Annotated in this window: 20 protein-coding genes and 2 pseudogenes; 9 read left to right on the forward strand and 13 right to left on the reverse strand. The window is 58.6% G+C overall.

All coding sequences use genetic code 11. The features are described 5' to 3' along the window. Positions 1-2 precede the first annotated feature (2 nt). A complete protein-coding gene (locus WG934_RS00350) occupies positions 3-599 on the forward strand; it encodes a TetR/AcrR family transcriptional regulator (protein ID WP_339988210.1) in 597 nt (198 codons plus the stop codon). Between the two features lie 90 nt (positions 600-689). On the opposite strand, the pseudogene WG934_RS10405 reads toward WG934_RS00350, so the two are convergent. Continuing rightward, positions 690-884, reverse strand: a pseudogene (locus WG934_RS10405) (helix-turn-helix domain-containing protein); the annotation flags it as partial. A 387-nt stretch (positions 885-1,271) separates the two neighbouring features. Here WG934_RS10405 and WG934_RS00355 point away from each other — a divergent pair. The 3 genes from WG934_RS00355 (at position 1,272) to WG934_RS00365 (ending at position 5,665) form a co-directional block, all read left to right on the forward strand. Then, a complete protein-coding gene (locus WG934_RS00355) occupies positions 1,272-1,448 on the forward strand; it encodes a hypothetical protein (RefSeq protein ID WP_339988211.1) in 177 nt (58 codons plus the stop codon). Next, on the forward strand, positions 1,414-3,111 hold the full coding sequence (gene mobF / locus WG934_RS00360; protein ID WP_339988212.1) for a MobF family relaxase: 1,698 nt from the start codon (positions 1,414-1,416) through the stop codon (positions 3,109-3,111). Before WG934_RS00355 ends, mobF begins: the two co-directional genes overlap by 35 nt. A 91-nt stretch (positions 3,112-3,202) precedes the next feature. Further along, the gene (locus WG934_RS00365) at positions 3,203-5,665 is read left to right on the forward strand and encodes a hypothetical protein (RefSeq protein WP_339988213.1); all 2,463 of its coding nucleotides are present in this window, start codon (positions 3,203-3,205) and stop codon (positions 5,663-5,665) included. A gap of 319 nt (positions 5,666-5,984) precedes the next feature. On the opposite strand, the gene WG934_RS00370 is transcribed toward WG934_RS00365, so the two are convergent. From WG934_RS00370 to WG934_RS00380, 3 genes are read right to left on the reverse strand one after another with little or no spacing between them, the layout of a single operon-like run. Next, a complete protein-coding gene (locus tag WG934_RS00370) occupies positions 5,985-6,695 on the reverse strand; it encodes an IS6 family transposase (protein WP_339988214.1) in 711 nt (236 codons plus the stop codon). Between the two features lie 13 nt (positions 6,696-6,708). After that, complete coding sequence (locus tag WG934_RS00375; protein WP_339988216.1) at positions 6,709-7,101, reverse strand: hypothetical protein; 393 nt, start codon at positions 7,099-7,101, stop codon at positions 6,709-6,711. Continuing rightward, the gene (locus WG934_RS00380) at positions 7,101-7,439 is read right to left on the reverse strand and encodes a hypothetical protein (RefSeq protein ID WP_339988218.1); all 339 of its coding nucleotides are present in this window, start codon (positions 7,437-7,439) and stop codon (positions 7,101-7,103) included. The genes WG934_RS00375 and WG934_RS00380 overlap by 1 nt, the downstream gene beginning before the upstream one ends. 288 nt (positions 7,440-7,727) lie before the next feature. On the opposite strand from WG934_RS00380, the gene WG934_RS00385 reads away from it, so the two are divergent. The 3 genes from WG934_RS00385 to WG934_RS00395 all read left to right on the forward strand — a co-directional run bounded on the left by WG934_RS00385 (position 7,728) and on the right by WG934_RS00395 (position 12,049). Beyond that, positions 7,728-8,438 (forward strand): IS6 family transposase, encoded by a 711-nt coding sequence (locus tag WG934_RS00385; RefSeq protein WP_339988219.1) that lies wholly within the window; start codon positions 7,728-7,730, stop codon positions 8,436-8,438. 272 nt (positions 8,439-8,710) lie between these two features. After that, positions 8,711-11,155 (forward strand): DUF262 domain-containing protein, encoded by a 2,445-nt coding sequence (locus WG934_RS00390; protein WP_339988220.1) that lies wholly within the window; start codon positions 8,711-8,713, stop codon positions 11,153-11,155. Between the two features lie 459 nt (positions 11,156-11,614). Beyond that, on the forward strand, positions 11,615-12,049 hold the full coding sequence (locus tag WG934_RS00395; RefSeq protein WP_339988221.1) for a hypothetical protein: 435 nt from the start codon (positions 11,615-11,617) through the stop codon (positions 12,047-12,049). 169 nt (positions 12,050-12,218) lie between these two features. Here the strand turns inward: WG934_RS00395 and WG934_RS00400 are convergent. From WG934_RS00400 to WG934_RS00415, 4 genes and pseudogenes are all read right to left on the reverse strand, one after another. After that, a pseudogene (locus WG934_RS00400) lies at positions 12,219-12,928 on the reverse strand (IS6 family transposase). Between the two features lie 235 nt (positions 12,929-13,163). After that, positions 13,164-13,862 carry a type 1 glutamine amidotransferase domain-containing protein gene (locus WG934_RS00405; RefSeq protein WP_339988222.1) on the reverse strand — a complete coding sequence of 233 codons (699 nt, stop codon included), beginning with the start codon at positions 13,860-13,862 and terminating at the stop codon, positions 13,164-13,166. A 126-nt stretch (positions 13,863-13,988) separates the two neighbouring features. Beyond that, a complete protein-coding gene (locus WG934_RS00410) occupies positions 13,989-14,816 on the reverse strand; it encodes an SDR family NAD(P)-dependent oxidoreductase (protein ID WP_339988223.1) in 828 nt (275 codons plus the stop codon). A gap of 2 nt (positions 14,817-14,818) precedes the next feature. Beyond that, the gene (locus WG934_RS00415; RefSeq protein ID WP_339988224.1) at positions 14,819-17,395 is read right to left on the reverse strand and encodes an alpha/beta fold hydrolase; all 2,577 of its coding nucleotides are present in this window, start codon (positions 17,393-17,395) and stop codon (positions 14,819-14,821) included. Between the two features lie 183 nt (positions 17,396-17,578). On the opposite strand from WG934_RS00415, the gene WG934_RS00420 reads away from it, so the two are divergent. Beyond that, on the forward strand, positions 17,579-18,070 hold the full coding sequence (locus tag WG934_RS00420) for an Hsp20/alpha crystallin family protein (RefSeq protein ID WP_339976441.1): 492 nt from the start codon (positions 17,579-17,581) through the stop codon (positions 18,068-18,070). A 146-nt stretch (positions 18,071-18,216) separates the two neighbouring features. Here the strand turns inward: WG934_RS00420 and WG934_RS00425 are convergent, their stop codons facing one another. Further along, complete coding sequence (locus WG934_RS00425; protein ID WP_339988225.1) at positions 18,217-21,189, reverse strand: FAD/NAD(P)-binding protein; 2,973 nt, start codon at positions 21,187-21,189, stop codon at positions 18,217-18,219. Continuing rightward, positions 21,186-22,226 carry a pyridoxal-phosphate dependent enzyme gene (locus tag WG934_RS00430; RefSeq protein WP_339988226.1) on the reverse strand — a complete coding sequence of 347 codons (1,041 nt, stop codon included), beginning with the start codon at positions 22,224-22,226 and terminating at the stop codon, positions 21,186-21,188. Before WG934_RS00430 ends, WG934_RS00425 begins: the two co-directional genes overlap by 4 nt. 146 nt (positions 22,227-22,372) lie before the next feature. On the opposite strand from WG934_RS00430, the gene WG934_RS00435 reads away from it, so the two are divergent. Continuing rightward, positions 22,373-23,440 (forward strand): FAD-dependent oxidoreductase, encoded by a 1,068-nt coding sequence (locus WG934_RS00435; protein ID WP_339976446.1) that lies wholly within the window; start codon positions 22,373-22,375, stop codon positions 23,438-23,440. 18 nt (positions 23,441-23,458) lie between these two features. On the opposite strand, the gene WG934_RS00440 is transcribed toward WG934_RS00435, so the two are convergent. The 3 genes from WG934_RS00440 to WG934_RS00450 are packed head-to-tail and all read right to left on the reverse strand — an operon-like array spanning position 23,459 to position 25,662. Beyond that, on the reverse strand, positions 23,459-24,550 hold the full coding sequence (locus tag WG934_RS00440; protein WP_339988228.1) for an App1 family protein: 1,092 nt from the start codon (positions 24,548-24,550) through the stop codon (positions 23,459-23,461). 32 nt (positions 24,551-24,582) lie between these two features. Then, positions 24,583-24,960: an MmcQ/YjbR family DNA-binding protein gene (locus WG934_RS00445; RefSeq protein ID WP_339988229.1), complete on the reverse strand. Its 378-nt coding sequence runs from the start codon at positions 24,958-24,960 to the stop codon at positions 24,583-24,585. A gap of 6 nt (positions 24,961-24,966) precedes the next feature. Next, positions 24,967-25,662: an NAD(P)H-binding protein gene (locus WG934_RS00450; RefSeq protein ID WP_339988230.1), complete on the reverse strand. Its 696-nt coding sequence runs from the start codon at positions 25,660-25,662 to the stop codon at positions 24,967-24,969. Positions 25,663-25,684 lie beyond the last annotated feature (22 nt).

Below are 25,684 nucleotides of genomic sequence, written 5' to 3' on the forward strand. Positions count from 1 at the left end.
GGGTGAGCTACTGGGAACACCGCAAACCTGTGCAACGCCTCCGCGCAGTGGACATCGTCGAGGTTGCGAGGGCATCGGTGAGGCTGCTGGACGAAGGCGGGTTGAGGGCCCTCACCCTGCGATCTGTGGCGCAACAGGTGGGTGTCGCTCCAGCCAGCCTGTACTCCCGCGTCGAATCCGTCGACGATCTGTTCGACCTCGCCCTCGACACAGCGCTTGCAGACGATCCCGTGATGTCCGAGTCAATCCGCAACGCCGACCTGCCCGCCCTGATGCACGCCTTCTTCGCGCACCTCACGACCCACCGGTGGGCCGGTCAGGTCATCGGTATGCGCGCTCCCAGGGGGCCCGCGTACCTGGCCCTTTCCGAGCGGATGTGCGTCCTGCTCGAACAAGCGGGTACCCCGGATCCGCTCGGAACTGCCTACCGATTGTCCAACCTGGCGATTGGCGCCTCCCTGACCGCACCCATGGCATCGGACGAGAAGCGTGTCGCCATCGACCCTGACCAAGCCCCTACCTATGCGCGACTCCACGCGACGCACCACATCAGCCCACGCGAGATTCTCTCCGACGGCATCACGGCACTCCTGTCGTGAGGGGCCTTTTGATTCGGGGCTGCCGTGCGTTGCTGATGGCCACCGGCCAGTCTCCGTGAGAGATCGCCCAATCGCAGTGCGCCGATTACTTGACGGGCTCATCCCGACGATGGGGGTGAACTGCCGTGCGGCATGCCCACGGCTGCGCCACCCGACTTTTGTGAGGGCGACACCGACTGAAAGGTCGGTCTCGACCAGGAGCTCGGTTAGCCCGTGGGCCCGAACATGGGCCAGGTGCCGCATGAGCGGCATGTGGAATCGCTGTGTGAACGTACGCTCCTGCAGTCGTAGCCGCCGCGTGACACCGCGCCCGTCACAGGCAGCCCGGAGGCACCGCGTGCCGTGGGCACCCGTGCCTCATTTGGTCACGCCACCATTACTGGTGTGAGGGTCCCGGTCCGGCCCAGGGACTTCATGTCTGTGGCAGGAGTGTGCAGGGTGCGGCCGGCACCGAGCGGCTCATCAGCTACGCGATCCTCCCGTTCGAGAGGCAGTCGTCGGCCGTAAGCCCCCGATCCAGACGCTGTGGTGAGGGCGGCAGCCCCTGTGCTTGGAATCAATCCTGCGCACGGTCACTGTTCTCCCGCGTCTCGGTTCTGATGTACGCGTCGAAGCCCCCGGCGGTATCAAGACCAAGCTCCTGTGCCACAACGACGACCAGACAGCCATGTCGTGCCGGTCCAGACCCAGCTCCATGCGGTCACCTCCGGGTACCAAGGATCGCATCATCTTCCGGAGCTGCCACGCGTCTTGCAGATCGAGGTTGGGAGGGTGCTGGCTCACCTGTGTGACGAGCAGTTGAGGGGTGGTTTGGGTGACGGTGTCGATGCGGGTGATGTCGGCTGGTGATGGCTACAAGTACCTGCTGCGCACGGTGGCGGCTGGTGATGGTGACCGGTCGTTGTCGACTCCGTTGACCCGTTACTACGCCGAGGCGGGAACCCCGCCCGGACGCTGGCTCGGCTCCGGCGTCACCGCTCTGGGTAATGGCGAACTCACACCTGGCGCCCAGGTCTCAGAGGCACAGCTCCAGTTGCTGGTGGGGATGGGGCGGGATCCGATTACTGGTGTGCCGTTGGGGCGGGCGTATCCGGTGTACAGCTCGACGGCGGAGCGGGTTGCGGACCGTGTCAACCAACTGGGCCCGTCGCTGGGGGCGGTGGAGCGGGGTCGTGCGGTTGCGCAGATTGAGGCGGAGGAGGCTGCGCAGGGGTCGCGGCGTGCGGTGGCGGGGTTTGATTTCACGTTCAGTGTGCCGAAGTCGGCGTCGGTGTTGTGGGCGGTTGCGGACGCGGGGACGCAGGCGTTGATTGCGCAAGCTCATCATGAGGCGGTTGCGGCGGTGGTTGCGTTCAAGGAGCGCGAGGTTGCAGCCACCCGCACCGGTGCAACTGCTGGGGATGGCGCGGTTGCACAGGTCGACGTCACCGGTCTGATCGCGACCGCGTTCGATCACTTCGATTCTCGCGCTGGGGACCCGCACTTGCATACGCATGTGGTGATCAGCAACAAGGCCTGCACGGTGTTGGATGGGAAGTGGCGGAGTTTGGATGGGCGGCCGATGCATGCCGCGGTGGTCGCGTTGTCGGAGCTGCACGAGGCCGTGTTCGCCGATCACATGACCCGTACCTTTGGCGTGACGTGGGAGCCGCGGGAGATGGGCCGGGACCGGAACCCGTCGTGGGCGATCACCGACGTCCCCGAGGAACTGGTCGTGGAGTTTTCCACGAGGGCGCGGCAGATCGAGGTGGAGAAGGACCGGCTGGTGGCCGACTACGTGGCCACCCATGGACGGCAGCCATCGGATGCCACCGTGATCCGGTTGCGTGCGCAGGCCACGCTCGCGACGCGTCCGGAGAAGCAGGTCCGCTCGTTGGCGGAGTTGACCGAACAGTGGCGTGCCCGCGCCAGCCAGCAGCTCGGCGTGGATGCCACCGTGTGGGCGCGGACCGTCACCGGCGGGGAACGGCCGTTGCTGTTGCGGGCTGATGATGTGCCGCTGGATCTGATCGGACAGGTGGGGCGCTCGGTGGTCGAGGTGGTCGGTGAGAAGCGTTCGACGTGGCGGCGCTGGAACCTGATGGCCGAAGCCGCCCGCCAAACGATGGGGTGGCGGTTCGCCACCGTCGAGGACCGCGAAGCCATCACCGCCATGGTCGCCGACGCCGCCGAACAGGCCTCCCTGCGCCTGACCCCACCCGAACTGACCACGAGCCCGGTGGAGTTCCGCCGCCCCGACGGAACAAGCGTCTTTCGGCCGAAGCACTCGACCGCGTTCTCCTCCGACACCCTCCTCGCGGCAGAGGACCGCCTCCTGCAACGGGCCCGCACGACCACCGGGCCGAGCATCGACCTGACCACCGTCGAAACGATCACGAGCAAGCCTGACGCTGAGGGTCGGGTGCTCGGTCCCGACCAGGCTGAAGCTTTGGCGTCGGTCGCGGTGTCGGGCCGGGTGGTGGATGTGTTGGTGGGGCCGGCGGGAGCCGGGAATACCACATGGGATCTTTGACACGTCTACTGTGTCAAAATGGCCGGGACGGGGTGGGGCTTGATTGGCCTTCTCACTGCCGCCACACGGAGGCTGGATGGAAGGGACGGGCATGATCGGTGCTGGAGCGAGTGCGGGCTCGGCAAGGTTCGCGCGAGTGCTTGGTGATATCGATGTCGAGGACTTCGGGGACCCGGCACAAGAGCTGTCCCTATTCTCTGGCTGCGAGTCCGTCGCGGACGTGCGATCAGTTCTTCGCGAGCAGGTGGAGCTTGAGACCTCCGTGATGCTTGATCTTGTTGCGGAGGCTGACGCGTTCGATGTGATCGAGCTGATGCGCATGCGTGAGTTCCCCCCGGTCCCCGATCCACGAGTGACGATGCCAGGCGGGTCGGCGTTGGCCGTGGAGTTGGTGGCTGCCATGCTGCTTTCTCGCTCCAGTCGGAAGCCGAGCGATGTCCCCCGTGAGGAGACCCGTCCGCACGAGAAGATCGAGGAACTGCACGCGCGCGCCAAGCGGCTTGCTCGACTGGCGACATACCGGCAGCAGTATGAGGCCTATCTCAGCGGGCATGTGCTGGCGCGTCTTGCGGCGGAGTACCAGGCTGCCGTGCTGAACATTCGAAACCTTCAGTACGACCACATCCGAGATGAGCAGGAGCGTCGTCTCTTCCAGCATCCCGTGGTCGAGGGACTCATGAATCAGCACCTGGGCTACGGGTACGACGACGTGGTCGGTGTCCGTAATGCGCTGAAAGCGATTTCTGCAGACCGGATGACGAGTCTTCGGGATGAGACCGGCGGCATCATGCTCGAAAACCAGGGGGTCTCTCCGGAAGAGATGCCGGAACAAGTGATCGCCCGTTTCCGGGAGGCGATGATAGACTTCATGTTCCTGCCCGGGGAGCGTGCGACGATCCGCGCCAACGAGCTTGCCGAAGCTGGCCAGCTAGACGAGGCGAGAGTTCTCACCGTACTGAACTCGTACTCCCAAGTCTTCGATGATTCGATCTCTGCGGGGACGAGAGTCTTCGATCTCCTTACGGCCACCAATCCGTTCCTCATCACTCCGCTCGTTGCGGACGGCGCCGGTGGCTTCGTGTCGACAGTCAACGATCCTGGGCTCGATTCGCTGCGCCGTGTACTAGAGCGAGCACTCGCGCCACACTCGGCCGACATGCGCCGCTACGACCAGCGGGCTCGGCAGTCGGTGAGCGAGAGCCTTGCGATCGCGAGTCTCGAACGTATTCTCGGGTGCGCGGCGCTTCATTCGGGTTTCCATTACTACGCGCCGAAGAAGGGACGGAGCGAGGCAGCGCTCGACGTAGGATGCAGCGACGTGAACCTCGTGGCGGACCGCGTCGAGGGAGACGGTCTCTTTTTGGTCGACGACGTCGCGATCGTTGTCGAGGTGAAGGCGAAGTCCGTCGCTAGTCAGTCTCGACGTGGCGACGTTCGCAGACTCGAATCCGATCTGAAGGCGACGATCGGCGACGCCAACAATCAAGCCGTACGGCTGCAACGACTGATCGAAGTGAACGGAGGCGTCTGGCTCGCACCGGACTCATGGCTAGACCTGTCGCAGGTCCGCGAGGTGCGTTCGGTCATCGTCTTGCTGGACGATGTCGGTCCGCTCGGTGTCGCCATTGGTGATCTTCAGGCTGCTGGACTGCTCGCTGAGCGGCGGCCTCCGTGGGTTGCGTCATTGCATGACCTGATGGTGATCGCCGAGATCTGCGATCGGCCCAGCGAGTTTCTTCTGTATCTGCGACGCCGGACTGACAGCGGAGTGGCCACGTTCTACCGCGGGGCCGATGAACTCGATCTCTTCATGTTGTTCCTCGGCGGAGACCTTTACGTTGAGGATGATCCGGACGATGTGCGGCGTGAGCACGTATCCGCCCCTCCAACGAAAGCCCGGGACAGAAGGCGGCGCGACGAGAGCGCAGTCGGGACAATGGTCGCCGATCACTGCCAACCGCTAAGCGAGTGGTACCTGCGTGATCAGATTCCCGAGTTTGAACCGCGACCCGCGAAACCCACTTTCAACATCGCTGCCGAGATCGTCCCGGTCCTTGATGCGATCGCTGCCCGGGGTGAGCCCGGCTGGTTGCGATGCACAACTGATCTGCTCGGCCTTGCCGGCGAGACGCAGACACGACTAGTGAAGGGCATCCGCGAGTGTTGTCGGAGGACCTCCGCGGACGGCAGCTACCACGACATGCTCATGTCTTTCGCGGGCATGTGGGGGCATCCCACCGTGTTCGTTGGAGTAGCTCCGGAGACCGGGAACAGCCCCGCTTACCGCGATCAGCTATCCCAGTATGTGAGGGTCAAAGGGTACCAGCTGCAATCGGATCGCGCGTATGGTCTGCTCTTTAGCACAGAAGGGGATCTCCTCGAGTTCATCTACCTGACGAATCCTCCACGTTCCGATCCGGGTCTCGACCGATTGGTCGAAGAGATGGGCCTGCAGCCTGTTGGTCGAGGCAGCAGGCCCATCCCGCCGTCCGCGCGACGCTCAACGAAGAGGCTGCGTGGGAAGAGGAAGCGTGGGAAGAGGAAGCGCCGCTAGCGTGGAGAGAAACGCGAAATCCCGGCCGTAATGCCTTCCATGGCGTCGGCGGTTGCCCTCGATATCCGTGGACTCGGTACTGCTTCGAGTCAGTGCTGTTCGCTCAGCAGCCGCTGCGCTGAACGTTCCCACGGTGCCGCTGTGTTGCTCCGCGCGGGTCGGCAGCACCTCCGCGTCGAAGTACGTCGTTGTGTACTTAGCGTACGGGGCACGCGCTTCTGCCACGGTCTCACGGTCGTGATGGTGCTGTTGCAAAGTTGGGCGGAGAGCCGTGACGACCCAGTCTTCATCCTCTGATGCTCGCTGCGGGTCGGCGTTCTCAGGAAGCCTCGAACACCCGGCTGACGATCACCGCGTCCGGGTTCGGTTGCCCGTAGGCAAACATCGCGCCTTGCCCTTTCCGCAATGAGTGCATCGCTTCCACCCCTTTCAACGTCCGGTACGCCGAGGTCCGGTTTTTGAACGCGCCTTTCGGCCCGAGGATCCGCTTCAGCCGACCATGGTCGCCTTCCAGGATGTTGTTGAGGTATTTCACCTGACGGTGCTCCACTGTTGGCGGGCAGATTCCCTCTGACTTCAACTCGGCGATTGCCCTGGCCAGGGAGGGTGCCTTATCTGTATTAATCACCCGCGAGGACCCGGCCGACGCGTTTGACCTCAGGGTCTTAGCCAGGAAACGCTTCGCTGCCGCGACGTTCCGCTTCGGGGAGAGATAAAAGTCCAGGGTCTGCCCACCGGCGGTGATCGCACGGTAGAGATAGCACCACTTCCCGCCGACCCGGATGTAGGTCTCATCCACCCGCCAGGACCTGGCCTGCCAATCAGGTACCTGCCGGTACCACCGTGTTTGCTTGTCCAGCTCAGGGGCGTTTTTCTGGACCCAGCGGTAGATCGTGGTGTGATCGACCGGCACGCCCCGCTCGGTCATCATTTCCTCCAAGTCTCGGTAGCTCACCCCGTAGCGGCAGTACCACCGCACTGCCCACAGAATGATGTCACGGGGGAAATGACGACCGGAGAAGATACCCATGGCTGTGATTATTTCACGTCGCTCTTCCTACTGCCCCAACTTTGCAACAGCACCAGACAGATCGGTCATCTGCGGTGGCAGACAACAGGGCGGATGGTTCACTGCCCCCTTGCCAAACGCCCTCGGAGTGGCGAAGCGTGATGACCTGCACACCATGTGTGTCGGCAAGCTCAGCAACGGTGTCCTCCCACTCCCGGAACTCTTCGGAGGAATGCGGGTCGACAATTCCGTACTCGTCATGCCAGTGCTGCGACTCAGGACGCCACGGTGCCGCACCCAGCGTCGCTCGAACCTGCTCAAGGGACGCTTCCGCCTCGTCGAGAGCCTGCTTAGCTTTGTCTCTTCTGGCGCGCGTGTCAGCGGAGCAACGCTTTGGCCCTCCTTGTTCCTTAGCGGACTTGCACATCACGCCTCCGTGCGCTTCTTAGGGCGAGGAACAAACGCGATATGTGCAACAGGCTTGTCCGGCGTGACATCCTTAACCCCCGGTGGCAGTGGATCGACCTGAGGGTTCAGTGGGGCCTTGAAACGCTTGGCGTAATTATTCGCCTCAATGAGACTCGCGATTTCTTCGTCCTTCGGGCACGCATCAAGCAACATATCAATATGGTCATCGGCATCCACCTGCAGAAGGTGGTACAACGCTTCCCCGCGCTTCTTCATACTAAGAGCCTTGAACTCCTCGACGGAGATAAACGGGTCTTCTGGGGCAACGTAGGTTTCGTACTTCTTTGGTTCGCTCATGATGATTCTTCTTTCTGAATGTTCAACATGGTGTGCCTCTAGGCTTCCACACTCACCATGACTGTTGGCACAAACACTATTCATTCAGCGTGGTGGCCTTTTACGAGCTTCTTGGTGATGCTGTGCACATCATCTAATACGGTGTAGCAGAGTTCTTGTCTTCTACAGCCTTCCGCTTCGGAGCAGCGGTGATAGTGTCTTTGAAGATAGTCAAGTCCCGAATGATTTCTTCCCTCTGCTGTTGCAAAGTTGGGGCAGTAGGAAGATCGACGTGAAATAATCACAGCCATGGGTATCTTCTCCGGTCGTCATTTCCCCCGTGACATCATTCTGTGGGCAGTGCGGTGGTACTGCCGCTACGGGGTGAGCTACCGAGACTTGGAGGAAATGATGACCGAGCGGGGCGTGCCGGTCGATCACACCACGATCTACCGCTGGGTCCAGAAAAACGCCCCTGAGCTGGACAAGCAAACACGGTGGTACCGGCAGGTACCTGACTGGCAGGCCAGGTCCTGGCGGGTGGATGAGACCTACATCCGGGTCGGCGGGAAGTGGTGCTATCTCTACCGTGCGATCACCGCCGGTGGGCAGACCCTGGACTTTTACCTCTCCCCGAAGCGCAACGTCGCGGCAGCGAAGCGTTTCCTGGCCAAGGCCCTCAGATCCAATGCGTCAGCCGGGTATCCCAGAGTGATCAACACCGATAAAGCACCCTCCCTAGCCAGGGCAATCGACGAGTTGAAGTCAGAGGGAATCTGCCCGCCAACAGTGGAACACCGGCAGGTGAAATACCTCAACAACATCCTGGAAGGCGACCATGGTCGGCTGAAACGGATCCTGGGGCCGAAAGGAGCATTCAAAAACCGGACTTCGGCCTACCGGACTCTGAAAGGGATGGAGGCGATGCACTCATTGCGGAAAGGCCAGGGCCCGATGTTTGCCTACGGGCAACCGAACCCGGATGCGGTGATCATCAGCCGGGTCTTCGAGACGGCCTGAGAACGCCCACACGCAGCGGCCATCAGGGAATGAGAAACTGAGTCTTCGCTGCTCTCCGCCCAACTTTGCAACAGCACCCGTACGTTTTCGTCACTGTAGTCCTGAAGTTCCCTTATGATCTCATACCAGACCCTGGTTTCCCGGCCCAGTACCCACTGGGAATCCGCCGGTCCTGCAGTCGGTCACCCCGTGCTGAGGACTCAGCAACAAGACCTGTGAAAAATCCGGGCTAGGCTTGGAAGAAATCTTTTCTGATCTACGGAGGAAGAGCCATGAAAGGCCACGTCACTCGAATTTTGACGGTGTTCGACGGAAACAGCAAACGTCTGATCATCCCCGTTTATCAGCGAAATTACAACTGGCGACCCGAGCAGTGCGAGAGGCTCTACGATGACCTGGTGGATATCATCCGCACGGAACGTCCGACGCACTTCTTCGGCTCGGTCGTAGGAGAAAACGAGGATGTTTTCACCTATGTAGTTATCGATGGGCAGCAACGTCTGACTACCACTAGCCTTCTCCTTCTCGCTCTGACTCATTCCCTCGAGAACGGCATCCTCACGTCCGATAATCCCGGACTGGTGCGACGAATCCGCCGCACTTATCTAGAGACGAACGATGCTTTTGACGAATCCAGCAATGAGGTCAAGTTCAAGCTCAAACCGGTAAAAGATGACGGGGAGGCATACCGTCGACTCCTTGCCGGAGACGACGACCTGATCGACAGTTCCACGATAACGATTAACTACCGCTATTTCATGAAGCGCATTGAACAGGGAGAACTAAGCGGTGATGAGCTTTTTACCGCTATCGGCCGACTTCAGATCATGCTGCTTGAACTAGAGGATCAGGACGCTCCCCAGCGGATCTTCGAGAGTCTGAACTCCACCGGTCTGGAGCTAAGCGAGGCTGATAAGATCCGCAATCTCGTCCTGATGGATCTCACTGCTCAAGAGCAGGAGCATCTTTATGAAAACTACTGGAACCGAATAGAGAAAACCGTCGATTATCGAACGGACTGGTTCATCCGGTGGTATTTGACCGCGAAAACACGGAAGACACCTCGCCAGGACCGAGTTTATGAGGCATTTCGGAAGTTCCTGGGAACCAAGGACATTGCTGCCCGAGGGATCCCGGACATACTGCATGAGATGCGCGAATTCGCGGAACACACCCGCCAGCTATTACACGCCGACACCGGCATCCCCGCCGCCGACAGGAAACTACGTCGCTTCTTCATGATACCCCGCGACATCAGCCTCCCGTTCCTTATGCCCCTGCTATCAGACGTTCGTGCTGGCGTGGTCTCGGAAGAGTCTTTTGCCGCGATTATTGGGATGCTTGACTCCTATCTGTTCAGGCGCTTTGTTTGCAATATTGGGACGAACGCGTTGAACAAAATCTTCGCCACTATGTATTCCGAGCTCCGAAAATTTCGTGGTGAAAACACTTCCGTGGAGTCGGTGGTCGCCTATCTCATTACCTCCCGCTCCGGCTCAGGGCGATTCCCCAGAAAGGAAGAATTCACTCAGGCGTTCCGATCCCGAAATTTCTACCACGCGAACAGTGCCACCCGTTCATACCTGTTCGAGTGTCTGGAGAACCTGGATTCGAATGATACGCACGATATCGCCGGTGCGTTGGAAAGCGGTGCGCTCACTGTGGAGCACATTATGCCGCAGAGCCTCACCGCGGAGTGGAAAGCGGAACTGGGGGCTGATGCCGAGGCGATCCACGCGGAGTGGCTGCACCGGATCGGTAACCTGACCGTCACCGGGTATAATTCTGCCTACTCCAATCGTTCTTTTCAGGAAAAGAAGCAGACTAAGAATGGGTTTGAAAATTCCCCCTATCGACTGAACAGTATCGTCAAAAACAGCGATCATTGGAATGCGGATGTCATGCGGGAACGCACCGAGGCATTAACGAGCTCGGCATTATCGTACTGGTCTGAGGTCGAGTCTGACTTCGATCCGCCGGCCAAGCAGATGGACACGATGCCGTTGGGTGACGAGACTTCTTTTACCAATCGCACTGCTGTCGCGTTCGAATTCAACGGGACTCGGCAGACCGTACAATCTTGGCGGGATGTTCAGCAGGGTGTTTTTCAGTTACTTGTTGCTGAATACCACGATGAGGTGTTTACGTTCGCGGAGACAGTCTCTCTTCTCACCACAGATCGCACGCGTGGGAAATTCTGGAACGAGGTGATCCCCGGCTTGTGGGTTGATCCCCATAACTCCACTGCAGCGAAGGTGGCATTGTTTCGGTCAGCTTTCGATTTTCTGGGGATAGACACCGATGAGTTGATCATTTATCTTCGTCCTGTTGAAGAAGACGCAAATGTCCCCGCACCGGAGATGGAGAGGTTACCCCATGCTGAGCTGATCAAATTCGCTCCGGAATTTGATTCTCTTGTCAACACCACAGCTCTTGCGGAGGATACCGCCGAGATCCGGGAAGAGTGGACCCACGCGATGGCTTCCTTCCTGGTGGAGAACCCTCAAAAGCAGTTGGGAAATAAACGGCCTGAGCAGATTGCAGACAAGGAGTTCCTCGACAACTGCTCAACGGACGACGTACTCGCGGCGTTTACACTCTTGGGTTACCTAGATGCATTAGTCCCAGCCACGGTGCACCAGGCGATTCTGAATGGAACGTTTTCCGGACTTCTCGGCCGTCTTGAGGAATTGGATAGGCAATTGTTAGCTTCCTGACCTCGCACTTGCTTACATTTTCAGAGTGCGTTGATCATTTACCTCATTAGGGCATACCTCAGCAGAACAATCTCATTCCATTCTTTCGACATGAACGAGTGGCCGCTGTGAGACATTGCGCCACCCCACAGAAAGATTCCGACGCTTACGGTTGGCGCCGGAATCGGACTGCGCGGACCCTTCGTCCGGCGCAGCTATCGTTTTGTAAACTTGACCAAAATTATTGACGGTAAGGAACTGCATGCCGAATGAAGAAGAAATCCTGGCGGCCCGAACTGCTCAGGGGGCTGGACGAAGGCCCAATTAGCGGAGTGGGGTGTGCCGTGGCCTCCTCCCAGAGGCTGGAAAGAACGCCTGGTAGAAGAGAGCCGACTGCAGGGATTCCGTCTCGGAAGAACGGCCGGAGATTACCATGGGCAGCAGTGAGGTAAATACGCGTCCGGAAGGTAGTAACTGGCAATGGAAAACATCCATGGAAGAGACCCGGGGACGTGGCAGGATCTTGTTTCTGCGGCCGTTGAATCCCTCCAGGAAACCGCCCGGATAGGAGGAAAAACCACTTACACCGACCTCAACCGGGAGATAAGCGAGAAAACCGGTCAGCCAGGTTTCGATTTCTCCTCCCCGGAAGGCCGAAACGCGATGAGCGATTTGCTCGGCCACGTCGTTGAGCAGACCTATCCAGAACATCAGGCCATGCTGTCAGCGCTGGTGATGTACCTCAACGAAAACAAGCCAGGCCCGGGCTTCTACCATCTGGCCACGACCATGGGGATCCTTTCCCGAGAAGCCTCTCCTGAAGAAAAAGAGGCGTTCTGGTTCACCCAGTACAACAAGGCAATCGAAGCTTGCGGTTCACCCAAAAGTCGTCATCCTCGACGTCGCAATCGATGACGCTATACACCCAGTAGCAATAGGACCTCGGCGCACCGGACGCTGAAGGGGATGGAAGCGATTCCCGTCTCCTTGGGCACGGGACTTCTGACGGTGCTGTTGCAAAGTGGGGTGGAGAGCCTGATGACTTTGGCTTTCATCCTCTGGAGGTTGTTGAGAGCCGGCGTTCTCAGGCATTCTCGAATACCCGGCTGACGATCACCGCGTCCGGGTTCGGTTGCCCGTAGGCAAACATCGGGCCCTGGCCTTTCCGCAATGAGTGCATCGCCTCCACCCCTTTCAACGTCCGGTACGCCGAAGTCCGGTTTTTGAACGCGCCTTTCGGCCCCAGGATCCGCTTCAGCCGACCATGGTCGCCCTCGAGAACATTGTTCAGGTATTTCACCTGCCGGTGCCCCACCGTAGGAGGACAGATCCCCTCCGCCTTCAGCTCGGCGATCGCCTTCGCCAGGGCGGGTGCCTTATCTGTATTAATCACCCGCGAGGACCCGGCCGACGCGTTTGACCTCAGGGTCTTAGCCAGGAAACGCTTCGCTGCCGCGACGTTCCGCTTCGGGGAGAGATAAAAGTCCAGGGTCTGCCCACCGGCGGTGATCGCACGGTAGAGATAGCACCACTTCCCGCCGACCCGGATGTAGGTCTCATCCACCCGCCAGGACCTGGCCTGCCAATCAGGTACCTGCCGGTACCACCGTGTTTGCTTGTCCAGCTCAGGGGCGTATTTCTGGACCCAGCGGTAGATCGTGGTGTGATCGACCGGCACGCCCCGCTCGGTCATCATTTCCCCCAGATCGTGGTAGCTCACCCCGTAGCGGCAGTACCACCGCACTGCCCACAGAATGATGTCACGGGGAAATGACGACCCGAGAAGATACCCATGGCTGTGATTATTTCACGTCGCTCTTCCTACTGCCCCAACTTTGCAACAGCACCGTGCGCAACGATGTTGCGATGGTTGTGCACTGCGAGCGTAGGAAACCCCGGCACCGCACGAATGCAATGCCGGGCTAGTAGTTGCTAGTCAACGTCTGGCAGCTCGCCAAAAGCAAGCGTCGTATCCGCTGGCATCCCGGAGTAGGTCTCAGGATCTCGGGGTGTCAGTCGATGACGTGTCCTACTTCAGCTTTGCGACGAGAACCTTCGCAAGCTTCTCGGATGACTGCGGGTTCTGCCCGGTAAACAGGTTGTCATCTTGAACAATATGAGGTCGGAAAGGGAAGCTCATCGAGTAGTCCAGCCCGTTTTCCTCCAGCTTGTCCTGAAGCAACCATTTCGCCTTCCATGAAAACGGATTGATGCGCTCCTCTACATTGGACAGCCCAGTGACCCGACGTCCAGCGAAAGGCGAGCGCTCGGAACCTGTGCTCGTAGCAAGCAAAGCAGCTGGTGCATGGCACAGCAGGGCCAGGAGCTTCCCCGAGGCTAAACGATTGTTGAGCATCGTGCCGACGGTCGCATCATCCGACAGATCTTCCATTGGGCCGTGTCCGCCAGGGAAGAAGATCAGATCGTAATCGTCCGCAGAAACCAGGTGCAGATCCTTTGGGCTTGTCAGGACACTATCCAGCTCCTGAAGTCGCTCCTCCAACTTCTTTGCCGCCTCAGGGAACACTCCGCCCTTCATGCTCAAGCTGAGCTTGTCGACAACCGGCTGCTTGCCCCCAGGTGTTGCCACATCGACGTCGAATCCGGCATTAACGAAAATGTCGTACGGTACGACGAATTCTTCTGCCCAAAATCCTGTTGGGTGCTTACTTCCATCTTTCAAGGTCCAGGAATCGGCTGCGCTGAGCGCCATCAGAATTGTTGTCATAGTCGCGAAGCTTAAAAGCCAGACCGGTCATAGTTCAATAGATAAGCGGTTGCAATTTCGTAAACTGCAACTACTCGAATTCCGAGCGCGACACCCCGCCAGCGCAACTATGATTCGCCACTAGCGCTATCGAGATTCTCCGACCGTACCAGCCTCCCGTGCACTCACTCGTTTCGCCATTGTTCGTCCCATTGCCCGCAGTGTCAGCAAAAACGGCAGTCGTGCATAACGCTTCGAATACCATGCGAACAGGGCGAATGCGTCCGGTGTAACCACCGTTCGACGCGCCTCGATACCCTTCAACGCTCGTTGAGCAATGACTTCAGACGTTAACCACGTCCCATTGAGAAGCTTACGAGCCGTCGCATCCATCGCATCGTCGTCGCCAACCAGCGAATCCGCAAGCCCCGACTTAAAGAACTGCGGGCACACCACGGTCGTACTGATCCCACGGTGCCGCAGCTCCGCGTCCAACGTTTCACCCAACGCAACCATCGCGGCCTTCGTAGTGTTGTACGTTGCCATCCCCGGCGCATGAACAAGACCCGCCAGAGATGCGGTCAGCACAATTTGTCCACCGTCATTGAGCTTTGCGACGAACGCTCGAGCACCTCGCACCGAACCCAGAACATTGATGTCCAGTGCTCGCTGCCATGTCTCAATCGTGGTCTTGGTGATGCGCCCACCAATGGCGATACCCGCGTTACTGACAAGAATGTCCAGCTCATCGACGGCATCCGCGGCAGCCCGCCAATCATCATCACTGGTTACATCTAGTTTTCGGTAGACCCAATCACCGTCTAGAGCCGCGACGTTGCGTGGGGCTTCAGCGTGCACATCAGTAACGATCACGTGGTCGCCTTTAGCGAGAAAAAGCTTGGCCAGCTCCAGTCCGAGTCCTGATGCCGCGCCGGTGATTAGTACTGTGCGTGGTGCGCTGTCTTTGTGTCGCATGGTTAGTGTGCTGGTTCCTTCTCATCAGTTGCGGTGTGCTGAGCGGCGGGGTCGTCGTGACGCAGAAAGCCCAGGAGGGAGTCCGCGAATTCTTGAGGAAACTCGAGCTGCGGCATATGGCCACAACCATCGAACACGACGGCATGATCAACATCGATCTGCTCTAAACAGGCGCGGAAATCCCGGTAGGGCAGGATGGCATCTTTGTTTCCCCAGGTCAGCATGACGGGGATCTGAGGTCGGCGCGCCTCGACATCCGTATCTTGGCTCGAATCTCGACCGGCGACTTCATTGAAACGAGCCACCAGATCCTCGCGCCATTCAGGCCTGATTCCCTTCAGTCCGCCAAGCACCCGGACAAAGGAGTAGAACGTGCGAGAACGATGTGGATGGCGGGCGATGGCACCTTGAACAGCGACTCGTCGTGAAGTAGCTGATCCTGGGCGACGCAGAATCACGTGCTCAATCGGTGCGTACATGAGCTTCAATTTGGTGGCCGCGGCACTAAGCTGACCAACCCGCGGAGCGGCGACGAGTCGAAGCAGCGGAGTCGTAGAATCACCGAAACCGGCGGGGTCGATCAAGGCGACGCTTACTACGGCATCGGGGCGCTGCGCGGTCATCTCCATGGACAGGGCACCACCTAGCGAATTGCCAACGAGATGGATACGCTTCTCGCCGAGTTCATCAAGCGTCGCCCACAGCAGCTCAGCTGTACCGGCCAGGGTGATCTCCGCCGCCGGGTCGCTGAATCCGAAGCCTGGAATGTCAATGGCAATGAAACGCTTGTGCTTGCCGACGAATATTGCCTGGTCATCCCAGTCCTCCAGGGAGCGACCAATGCCGTGAATCATGACGATGGGGATGTCGTCTACGTGGTTTCCGGCTGTATTGTCGGCATCTGTGTGACCAACGTCGCTTGGCCTGCCGCTTGGCCCACCGCGACGCACGCGCACTGTGCGCCCGTTGACCGTGATGTTCTCGGTTTCCGGGAGATCGGTCAGGTCGGTTTCGGTAAATGGCTCGTCGGAGGTAATGGTTGTGACCGCTGGCCCCAGGCGCCGTGGCCCCGGCGTTGATGAACTGGCCATGTCGAGGCAGTCTTGGCCGAAGAGCATCTCACGACGCTGGTCACCATAGGTAATCTCCGGAACCTCGGAAATATAGTTCTGTGTGTACTGCCATGGGGAGCTATCACCCTGAGTAGGGAACCGCCGAATGCCACGATGAATGTAACCGGCATCGAGTTCCATCATCGGAATATCAGTACGCCCAGTTGGCAGCGCCGGGCAGTAGTATTGCTCGCCGGTTTTCCAGAGCTTGATCATGTATCGCGCGACCATGTCCGACCGCAGTGTCCACGACGCATTGACGTAACCAATGGTGAAACTGAAGTTCGGCAGTCCAGCCAGCATGATGCCACGGTAAAACACCTGTTCGTCGAGCTTTAGCTCATTGCCATCGATACTCAACGTGCCGCCACCGAATGCCTCGAGCTCTAAGCCAGTCGCAGAAACGATAATGTCGGCTTTAAGTTCTTGGCCCGACATCAACAAGATTCCATCCGGGGTGAAGCGATCAATGGTATCCGTGACGACGCTCGCATTACGCTTCAGTGCAGTGAAAATGTCACCATTGGGAGCCTTGCATACGCGCTGGTCCCACGGGTTATACGTCGGGGTGAAATGCTTGTCGATTTCACGAGCAGGCAGGAATGGCCGCTGCATCATGCGAATTCCAAATTTGAGCAGCTTTGGTGTGCGCTTGGCCATTTCCCATTGCGCCATGTCTCGCGCGATGTGATTGGCGCGGGCGACACGGGAGCCGAGGTCGTCGGGAAGCACGGTTTTCCAGAATCCACTGATGAGATCGACAGCGGGCAGGGGAGCGACATAGCTCGGGCTGCGTTGCAGCATGGTGGCGTGCGCACCCCCGTCGTCAAGCGCAGGAATCAGAGTTACCGCCGTCGCGCCGGAACCAATGACGACGATCTTCTTTCCAGCAACATCGAGATCTTCTGGCCACTGCTGTGGGTGAATGATCTCGCCAGTGAAGTCCTCCTCGCCTGGAAAAGTCGGCCGGTAGCCACGGTCGTGGGCGTAGTACCCGGAACCATAGTGGACGCGCCGGGCGTAGATTGTGCGCTCGCCATCGCTGGTCACAGCAGTAATTGCGTAGAGATTCTTGTCGGTTTGCCAGTCTGCATTCTTGATCCAGGAGCCCGTGTGCAGGCGATCGAGCGCACCACAATCGCGGGCGACGTCGCGAAGATACTCTTTGATCTCGGGACCACCACCGAGCGTGCCCTTGTGCGGCCACGGGCGGAACGGAAATGCAAAGGTGGCCATGTCCGAGTCGGAACGGATGCCGGGGTAACGGAATGTGTGCCAGGTGCCACCGATGTCATCGTGGACATCGTGCATTTCCCATGACCAGCTGGGGAAATTCTCCGCCACATGATGAGCCATATTGATGCCCGAAAGACCTGCGCCCACGATGAGCAGGTCAAGTGGGTTGTCGACGGTGCCGGCAGTGTTGGCAGGGTCGGTGGTGCTCTCAGTGCCATGCTGTGTAGTCATGGGCACAGAATAATTAAGTTAATGAAACAAAATGCCAGAATGCTGGAATCGCTTCCTTAAGTTCAGCTTACCCTCGATGCACATCACTTGACCAAAAGCAAGTAATGCCCTAAAGTGAGGGTGGGCAAGGAAAGGGGCTTGCCCATGACAGTTGGTTGATCACTTCTACTGAGGAGATGAATCATGGCTGATATTTCCCGTTGGGATCCTTTTGCTGAACTGAACGCGCTCCAAAAGGCCTTCTTTGGAGACAACCCGAGCACTCCGGCACGTGCCGTGAACATTCCGACAACAGATGTTTACACACGTGATGGTGCTATCGTCGTCGAGGCGCATCTTCCAAGCTTCAAGAAGGAAGATATCGACTTGGATGTTGATGGTCGTACGCTAACTATTAGCGCCAGCCGTCATGAAGTCACGAAAGACACAGACAAGAAGTACGTCATTCGAGAGTCTGCGTCTAACTTCCAGCGGCGCGTAACGCTTCCAGAGGGCACAGACACTGAGAAGATTGAAGCGAACCTCACCGACGGCGTGTTGGTGATTACCATCCCTACGCCAGAAGCGAAGAGCTCGAAGAAGAAGATTGCGATCACCTCGAATGCTCAGCCAGAGGCTATTGAGGCTGCCGAGGGTGAAGGCGAAAACAAGGAGTCAGAGGTAGTGGACTCCTAAAAGAGTCAAGGAAAGGGCTACAAAGAATCATTATGTAGCCCTTTCTTTGTGTCTGAAACCAAATACCCAGCATCTTCTCGTGCCATCATGTGAGTGCGACACCAAACCAGCGTCTCTGTGACCTTACCGAGCCAGCCGTCACGTACTCACTGGTCAATGGGATCGAGAGTGAAGCCGAGCTCGTCGGCACCGTTCGTCGTGAGGTTCACCGCCAACGGAATCTGATGCGAAGCACTTTCCAGAATGTGCATGAAGTAGCCACCTGTGTTGGGCAGCGCGACGATGTCGCCGACAGCGATGCCTTCCGGGAAGACGATGCGTCGGCGAACGATCACTTCATCCTCAATGCAGTAGGCGCCGACGAGGAATCCACTGTAGACAGAGCTGGCACCGCGATCGGATCCACGACCAGAACCACCATTCGACGCACACGGCACAAGGATCGGATCAACAAGAATGTCGTCAGTCGTCGTTCGGCACTGAGTGCGGTTCATTTCGAGGCCGATCAGCGGAACCCCGTCGCTACGTTCTTTCAAGAAAGCGACGCGAGCTAGCGTCATGCCGGCACCATCCAAGACAGAGCGCCCTGGCTCCAAATGAAGTCGCAGTCCACGTGATGCCAACGCGTCAGCAGCGCTGCGCTGAGTTCCGCCATCTGTCAGCATTCCGCCAAGAAGCTGCCGGAGCCAGTCACCACGAGTTGGTTCCTGATGGAACGGATAAATCGACTGGAGTGGGTCGTTCTTCCAGGTAAACTGCTCGTTAGGCATCGAGTCAAGATGCGCCCGCTGTTCCAGGAACGCATCCCATTGACGACGGTCGTCGAGATAACTCATCGGCACACCACCACCAAGATCGACGAACTCTGCTACGTGGCCACATTCGCGAGCCTGGTCCACAATCTGAAGAGCCTGCTCCAAGGCAATGCACCGGTCCGATGCGGAATACCCATGCAAATGAACGTGCACGCCGACGACGTCGATAGGACCAGCACCGTCTTCCGCGTGAGCGCTCGTACCTAGTGTGCGCAGCCAGGAATTCCATGTCTCCACAGACGCACCGAAGCGAGTGGCCGGAAGAGTTGCTGGGTCGGGTGCCAATCGGGGAGCAACCTGAACGCGAGTGCCACGCTCTGCGGCGATAGCCATCGCGCGGTTGGCCTCCGCTGGCGCATCAACGGAAATCACGGCACCGGCATCAATCGCACGAGTCAGAAACACGTCGGGCTTGATCGCTGAGCTCACGATAATCCTGCCGCCAGGCACCCCGCGCTGCAGGACCTGTTCCAGTTCACGCTGACTTGCGACATCAACACCATGACCGGCATCTCTCATGGCATCGACAATGCTCAGAGTCTTGTTCGCCTTCCGAGCCATGAACACCCGCACCTCGACACCGAAGTCCTGACCAGCTGCCGTCAACTCGTTGATATTGCGCAGCACCGGCGCAGGGTGATGAACATTAATCGGCGATTGATGCTGCTCAACCAGCGATTCGCACACCTGTGGCTGTTCGAGCAGCTCAATCATCCAGGGTTCGAGTCGTCCCGTTAGTGGCACCGTCGCGTGCGCACGCGGATTGCCGATCGCCGTGACCCGATGCTGCGTAACCACCCTTCGCGCCCACCTTGGCACAACATTGTGCAGCTCACGCGATAGCGTGTCGGACCCCGGAAGCCTGATCTCAGCCGCGCGTCCAATCACCGACAGACCTGCGAAGCCCTCGACACCGCCAGCACCATCAACCCGCAGCTCCTGGCCACCCAGCACCTGAGCCACCAGCATCTCTGGCAGCATCCCTTGCGGTGCCAGCACCGCATCAATCACGAAGTCCGCTTCATCCAAGAAGCGTGACGACGTCAACCGCCCACAATCCACACACCCCGACTTAATGAGAGCCAGCAATTTAGAAGCATTCTCCGAGGTTGGACCAAAAGCGACCCGCTCCAAAATACGAGCCAATCGGTAGAACTCCTCGTGTAGAGGTTCCCGATTCTGGTTGGCCACCCGGCTCACAATCGTCGGATACATCTGCCGGAAAGCCTGTCCCACCGCCCAGCGCGCGCCGGGCGACGTTGCACCCACAGCAATATCCCGAGAACAACGGAAAGCCTCGATTGCCGATTCGTCGTCACGGAAATCCGCGCCCGCGATGACTGCAGGAATATTCGCCACCTCGTCGCGGACACGGGGGTCTGCCGCGCCAGCGACCGACAGCAATGCCGCTGCATAGTCCGCGAGAGCACCTGTCAGCTCGTCGATATTCGAGCAGGTACGCACAGCAATGCACGCAGCCTCCAGCGCGGCGTCGTCGCGATAGTTGGCCAGCGGAGTATCAGGATCCGGCTTGACCTCCATGAACCGACCGCCGCGCCCGACCGGAAAGACTGTGCCCGGCTCACGGCCACTGCGCTGATACTCCAACTCTCCGGCAGCGCCACGAGCGAAAACGCCGCCGCGACCTTCCGTGAGTTCCAGCGCAGCATCAATGAATGTCAGCGCAGTTCCGCGACTTGCGACGACCGCACCCTCCGGAATGCCCCGCAATTGCTCTGGCGGATACACGCCAACAGTTCGATTATCCCGAGGCAGCGCACCGGACCAATTCTGTTCGTGCCCCGTCACCAGGAGCACTTCTTGGTACTCACGTTGGTATTCCTGCGTCGGAGCATCATCGCTGCTCAGAACCCACGAGCTATCGTCGTTGTCGCTTCTTTGAACAGAGGTGACTCGGCTTTTGACATGACGAACAGTGCACCACGGCGCTGCCTGCTCACCAATGTGCTGCCATGACTCGGCAAGAAACTGACCGACCAAAGCACGAGGAGGGAAGTGGCTCAGCGGTTCGGATTCTCCCCGGGCACGGCGCCAGTCGTCGAAAAGCCCAAGCGAAGACTTGATGATCCGCGAAGACACATTCAACGTCCAATAATCCGGCTGCTCCGGACTATAAGCAGAACCGGCGCCTGGCGGAGCTGGATCCCACACGTCCACGGCAATCGGAACGCGATGCGCGCGGGCATGTGCAGCCAACTCTTCGACCGCCCACAATCCACGTGGACCAGCACCGACGATAGCAATGCGCACCGGAGTTGAGGTGCTAGTGGACTGTGGCATCATGCGGGCTCCTCGTAGTTGGTGGTGTGGTCTGGATTCGGTTGGGTGAGCAGATTCGGCAAGCTTTCGGGTTCGCAAACGTTACGACGAACCCAGTCATCGTCGTACACCGTATCCAGGTAGGCATTGCCGTGATCATGGAAAATCAGGACGGCATCGTCGTTGTCGTCGAACTCATTGATCATCGACAGGAACGCCGCAGCCACCGCGCCACCTGATGCACCGGGTAGGAAGCCTTCGCGCTGGGCTACAAGGCGGGCACCCGCAATTGCGTGGGGAGAATCGATGCGGATGACGTCGTCAGGTGTGAACTGACGGGAAAGCTCCGGGACGACACCAGCGCCGAACCCCGGCAGAACCCGATCTGCACGGGTGCCGTCATAGAGAACCGATCCCATTGCATCAACTGCGATGACCTTGGTGTTCGCATCGATCTCGCGCAGATAACGCAGACAACCACCGATGGTTCCTGTAGTGCTAACGGCCACGAAGAGGTGCGACGGCGCATGTCCCAGCTGTGTGACGATCTCGCGCATCGTGCCCTGAGAATGGGCCTCAAACACTGCTTGATTGGAGTACTGGTCCAGATTTATGGAGTTTGGAAACTCCTGAAGAAGCTCCGCCACCTTAGTTTGCCGAGCTGCCAACCAGTCGCCAGTTTCCGGATCTGGCTGCGTCACATGATGAACAGTCGCGCCCAATGCTGCCATCGTGGCGACAGTTTGACTATTCGCGCGAGGATCAACCACGCAGTGAAAATGCAGCGAACGCAGGGCACATTCTCGGGCGAGCGCAACGCCGAGATTGCCCGAACTCGACTCAATGACAGTTCCACCGGGGCTTACCTGTCCGCGCATGAGTGCATCTTCGAGCAGAGCTGCGGCAGAGCGATCTTTAGCACTGCCTCCGGGATTGAAACTCTCTAGCTTTCCCCATATGGAGATTCCGGAATCGGAGCTCATCCGACTGAGCCGCACCAGTGGCGTATTGCCCTTGGTTTCATTAATGCTGTCTACGGGGGCTTGTGTCGGCGTGTTCATTGCCGACAAATTTACACCGTTAACTCTCTGCCTCGTAGGGAAAAAACGGTAACAATTGAGGAAAGTATCTAGCCCTCGAACAACGACGGCAATTAAAAATTTGCCATGCTTGACCTGTGCTAACAGTGAATTGAAGGCCCGCCACAATGAACGACACTAGTACCGACTCACCTATCCACCCCGTCATTATTATCGGTGCCGGCCAGGCTGGTCTCGCCACCGCCTATTACCTCCAGCGCGCTGGGATCCGTCCCTTGCTTTTCGACGACCAGCCCTCCCCAGGAGGCGCCTGGCTCCACGTGTGGCCATCCATGACGTTGTTCTCGACTTCTGACTTTTCCAATTTGCCAGGCAAACCCATGCCGAAGTTCGAGGGATTTCCGCCTGCCGAGCACGTCGTGAAGTATCTGGCCGACTATGAAAAGCGCTACGACTTTGATGTGCGCCGGCCAGTAAAGGTCACGAGTGTGGAGGCAATCGAGACTGATGAGACGGACTCCGGCATTGTCTTTACAGTCCATGCTGAGTCGAGCGAGGGGGCCGGCGAAACTTATCGCGCGCGACACATCGTGGCAGCGACAGGGACGTGGTCGTCGCCATTCGTGCCAGCGGTGCCAGGGAGGTTCACTGGCAGACAATGGCACTCGGCGAATTACCCGGGATCAGAAGCATTCCGCGGAAGTTCAGTGGCTGTAGTTGGTGCCGCGAATTCGGCAGCGCAGCTCGCCGCAGAATTGGCGCTGGACCCGGAGGTAGGCGAGGTCACGTGGTACACGCGTCACGAACCACGCTGGATGCCCGATGATGTCGATGGACGCGTCCTATTCCAGCGCAATTCTCAGCGTGCGCTCGCTGTACTGCGCGGTGAACCCGATCCGGGAGCGGATTCTGCGCTCGGTGACATTGTCATGTTGCCTGCGGTCAAACAGGCGCGGGATCAGGGCTTGCTTACAGCTACGCCGATGTTTCACACGCTTGACGACGTCCACTCAGACCACATCATCTGGTGCACAGGTTTCCGGCCAGCATTGGGGCCAGTGCGAGGGCTGCTCACCGGACGAAAGCCGAAGTACCCAGGAGTTCACCTGGTTGGCTACGGCGACTGGGTAGGTCCTGGATCGGCAACAATTACGGGCGTGGGCCCATCAGCGAAAGCTGCAGCGTTAGCCGTCATCGAAGCCGAGGGACGTGAATCGGCGACGATGGCAGACTAGCGACAAATTCGCAGCAGACTAGCCGTTCACTCCCTGAGCATCTTCCACGTCAGCTAGCTTGCGCTCCCTTGGGAATGGATTCTTCAAGTACTCCTTGAGCAGCTCAAAACCATCCTTACCCAGCACATATGGAGCCTCGGCGTGGCCGGTGGTCTCGGGGTCGTCGATAGGAATAGCCGAACCGTGCGACAGCACGTGCTCGCCTGGGGTCAACTGACGAATACCAATACCAGCGATCCGATCAGGGTGTTCGGCGGCAATATTTCCGTAGATGAGCGGGTCGTGCTGGCCGTCATCGCCAACGAGAATCCACTTGATATTGGGGAAGTCGATAATCAGATTTCGCAGCTGCACCTTCTTGTGTTCCTGTCCGGAACGGAACAAGCCAGTAGGCGTTGGACCCCAGTCGGTCAACAGCATCGGCCCCTTCGGCAGCAAGTGCTTGCCAATAAAATCGACCAGGCTGTCGTAGGTGTTCCACGCGCCCGTCGACAAGTAAAAGACAGGTGCGTTCGGATGGCGCTTCAACAGCTCAGCGTAAAAGCTCGACATTCCTGGAACCGGCTTGCGGGCATTCGTGCGCAGCACCCACGAGTTGTACGCGGCAAGCAGTGCACGTGGCAGCCAGGTGACCATGATGGTGTCATCAATATCGGAGACCAGGCCAATCTTCGTGCCAGGTTCGATGATGAACACCTCCGCCTCGACGGGTTCGGCATCCTGCGCCTCGATGGTCACCTTCTGCCAGCCCGGTTCGAGACCGTGGTCCTTCACCTGGACTTCGACATAACCATTCTCGTTGGAATGAGCCTCAACTACTGCATTACCAGCGCGGACTGTGACTGGGTGGCCACCAACCTGGATGGTAAAGAACTGGCGAAAACCGCGCTGCGCCTTCGTAGAAAGAGAAGAATTGGCAGTCGCCTCGTTGTCCATGCGCTCTTCATCTGGATCACGCATGAGCACTCGAGCGAGCACACGGATCATCCCCTCATCACCGTAACCGTAGTAACCGGTGATGGAGGGTTTCCAACCTGCTTCGGCTGACCGTTTGGTGCCAACCTTGTTCATAAGTTGTTCGGACTTGCGGACAATGTCTGCGATTCCCATGCCTCCCAGAATACGGACTCGGGGGCTTCAGGTTAGCGTTTTGTCAATTCGTAACTGGCATGTAATAAATCGAGCGCGTCGTCTGTATTGGCGCTGCCGTCGAGAAGCACAGTCACCCAGTGCTCCTTATTCATGTGATACCCGCGCGCAAATCCAGGCTGTTCCACGAGAGCATCAATCAGCGGTGGCTCGGACTTTACGACGACGATGTCAATCACCTCATCCGAATCGTGGCCAGCGCTGTCAGCACTCAACGCGGAGCGACGAACCTTGGCGAGAACGGCAAACCACTTACCCTGGTGCGGATGACGCAACACCGACCACATTGGGTGAGCAGAGAAGATGTACTTGGGCTTGGCACCCAGGAACTCGTCCGCGTACATGACGATGTCATCGACAGTTGCGTTCATGGCGAACTACATCCCCTGCTTGACGGCCTCCGCGATCGGTGTTGAACCGTCGTGGAAGTTGAGAGTTTTCTTGATCGACGCAGGCTCATCGACCACTGCTGCAACAACGGCGGCGACATTAGCGCGCGATGTTGCTGGGACAGACAGATCGCTGACGTTGTCCAGATCTGCATCATCGGAGACAACTGTGATCTGATCGGTTGGGGCATCGAGAGTCAACACCGAAGGGCCAAGAACGGTCCAATCCAAGTCGGTTTCCTTGCGGAGATACTCGTCCGCCTGGGACTTCGCGTTGTAATAGGCGTACATGCCGTCGGACTTCGCCACACCTGGGACTTCACCATCGACGAGGTGAGAATTGAAGTACGACACCATGACGAAACGTTGCACGTCAGCTCTTTCGGCTGCCTGCATGACGCGGATTGCGGTGTCGCGGTCGAATCGCCAGGTTCGGTCCGGGTCGCCACCGCCAACTCCTGCGGACCACACAATGGCAGAACTGCCTGCGATTAGTTGAGCAATGGAGTCGACGTCGAGAAGCTCGACGTTCGCTACCACCGCGTTGGCGCCGGTGGCTTCAACAGCCTCAACTTGCTCCTGCTTACGAATGATCGAGCGCACCGTGTGCCCTGAGTCAATAAGCAATGGTGCTGCAAGTAGCGCAACTTTTCCGTGGCCACCGATGATTGTGACAGTGGACATTGTGTTCCTCCTTCGCCGCAAA

Origin of the sequence: Corynebacterium sp. H78, from assembly GCF_037572275.1 — a bacterium.
Classification (GTDB): Bacteria; Actinomycetota; Actinomycetes; order Mycobacteriales; family Mycobacteriaceae; genus Corynebacterium.